Raw genomic sequence first — 2,389 nt, forward strand, 5'->3', positions numbered from 1 at the left:
CAGGTGTGCACGGGCTGGCGGCCACGCGCGGGCGCCGGCGCCTGCGCGGCCGACAGTCGCGCGGCGATGTCGGCGATCATGGCACCGTCCAGCGACGTGCGGATCATCACTCGATCCGCTCGTAGGCCGGCAGGGTCAGGAAGTCCGGGTACTGCTCGGCCAGTGCCACCTCGTCGAACAGCTGGCAGGCGGCGTCGAGCTGCCCGGCCGGCACCTCGTCCCGCAGCGCCGCCCGGGTCTCGGCGAGCACCTCCCGGACCAGGCCGGCGGTGACCTTGACGCCGGTGTCCAGCACGACCTCATTGCGCACCCACTGCCACACCTGGGACCGGGAGATCTCGGCGGTGGCGGCGTCCTCCATCAGGTTGTGGATCGCGGCGGCGCCGTTGCCGCCCAGCCACGAGGCGATGTAGCGCACGCCGACGTCCACCGCGGCGCGCAGCCCGGCGTCGGTGGCCCGGCCCGGGGTGGCGGCCACGTCGAGCAGTTGCCCGGCGCTCACCGAGACGTCCTCGCGCAGCCGGTCGAGCTGGTTGGGCCGCTCGCCGAGCACCTCGTCGAACACCTCGCGGCAGATCGGCACCAGGTCGGGGTGGGCCACCCAGGAGCCGTCGAAGCCGTCGCCTGCCTCGCGCCGCTTGTCCTCCCGCACCTTGTCCAGCGCCTTGGCGGTCACCTCGGGATCGCGCCGGTTCGGGATGAACGCCGCCATCCCGCCCATGGCGAACGCGCCGCGCTTGTGGCAGGTCCGGACCAGAAGCTCGGTGTAGGCGCGCATGAACGGCGCGGTCATCGTGACGCTGTTGCGGTCCGGCAGCACGAAGTCGGCCCCGGCGTCCCGGAAGTACTTGATCAAGCTGAACAGGTAGTCCCACCGGCCCGCGTTGAGCCCGGAGGCGTGCTCGCGCAGCTCGTAGAGGATCTCCTCCATCTCGAAGGCGGCCGGGATGGTCTCGATCAGGACGGTGGCCCGGATGGTGCCGTGCGGGATGCCCAGCTCGGCCTGCGCGTGGGTGAACACCTCGTTCCACAGCCGCGCCTCGAGATGGCTTTCCATCTTGGGCAGGTAGAAGTACGGGCCGCTGCCCCGTTCCAGCAGGGCCTTGGCGTTGTGGAAGAAGTACAGGCCGAAGTCGACCAGCGCGCCGACCGCCGCGCGGCCGTCGAAGGTCAGGTGCCGTTCCGGCAGGTGCCAGCCCCGGGGGCGCATCACGATCACGGCGTGGTCGACGTCGTCGCGCAGCGCGTAGCTCTTGCCCTCACCGGAGGTGAACGCGATCGTCCCCCGAACGGCGTCCTTCAGGTTCACCTGACCGGAGATCACGTTGGTCCAATGTGGAGTGTTGGCGTCCTCCAGGTCGGCCAGCCACACCTTGGCCCCGGAGTTGAGGGCGTTGATCGCCATCTTCCGCTCGGTCGGACCGGTGATCTCCACCCGGCGGTCCCGCAGGTCGGCCGGGGCCTGCGCGACCCGCCAGTCGCCGGAGCGCACCTCGGCGGTCTCCGGCAGGAAGTCCAGCCGGCCGGTCCGGGCCGCCTCATCGCGGCGTTCCCGCCTGCGCGCAACCAGCTCGTCGCGCCGGCCGGCGAAGCGGGTGTGCAGCCCGGCGAGGAAGTCCATGGCGTCCGGGGTGAGGATCTCGTCGGCACGATCGACATCGATGTTGGCCATGAGGTCCATCCTGCCGCCCCGGCGCGGGATCAGCCCAGGAGGGCGTCCACGAAGGCGGTGGGCTCGAACGGGGCGAGATCGTCGGCGCCCTCGCCGAGGCCGACCAGCTTCACCGGCACGCCCAGCTCGCGCTGCACCTGAAAGACGATGCCGCCCTTGGCGGTGCCGTCCAGCTTGGTGAGCACGATGCCGGTGACGTCCACGACGTCGGCGAACACCCGGGCCTGGGTCAGGCCGTTCTGCCCGGTGGTGGCGTCCAGCACCAGCAGCACCTCGTCCACCTTGGCCTGCTTCTCCACCACCCGCTTGACCTTGCCCAGCTCGTCCATCAGGCCGGTCTTGGTGTGCAGCCGGCCCGCGGTGTCCACCAGCACGGCGTCCACCCCGGCCTCGGCGCCGCGCTTGACCGCGTCGAAGGCGACCGCGGCCGGGTCGGCGCCCTCGCGGCCGCGCACCACCTCGGCGCCCACCCGCTCGGCCCAGGTCTGCAGCTGGTCGGCGGCGGCGGCGCGGAACGTGTCGGCGGCGCCCAGCACCACGGTGCGGCCGTCGGCGATCAGCACCCGGGCCAGCTTGCCGGTGGTGGTGGTCTTGCCGGTGCCGTTGACACCGACGACCATGATCACGCCCGGGGTGTCCTCCCCGCTCTCCGTCTTCACGGCACGGTCGAAGTCGGTGCCGACCAGCGTCAGCAGCTCTTCCTTGAGCAGAGCGCGC

The 2,389-nt window shown here is 71.7% G+C and carries 2 protein-coding genes; both read right to left on the reverse strand.

Annotation, left to right across the window (positions count from 1 at the left end; translation table 11 throughout):
• Positions 1-106 precede the first annotated feature (106 nt).
• Positions 107-1,672 carry a malate synthase A gene (gene aceB, locus VFO68_RS16095; RefSeq protein WP_325159101.1) on the reverse strand — a complete coding sequence of 522 codons (1,566 nt, stop codon included), beginning with the start codon at positions 1,670-1,672 and terminating at the stop codon, positions 107-109.
• A gap of 29 nt (positions 1,673-1,701) precedes the next feature.
• Positions 1,702-2,389, reverse strand: a 688-nt coding sequence (gene ftsY, locus VFO68_RS16100) for a signal recognition particle-docking protein FtsY (RefSeq protein WP_325159102.1), incomplete at its 5' end; no start/stop codon positions are given.

The sequence above is a fragment of the Actinophytocola sp. genome (assembly GCF_035712165.1).
In the GTDB taxonomy this organism is placed as follows: domain Bacteria; phylum Actinomycetota; class Actinomycetes; order Mycobacteriales; family Pseudonocardiaceae; genus DASYTH01.

Excerpts from the sequence above, each read along its gene's own strand:
- aceB (WP_325159101.1), bottom strand. The coding sequence starts at position 1,672 with ATGGCCAACATCGATGTCGATCGTGCCGACGAGATCCTCACCCCGGAC.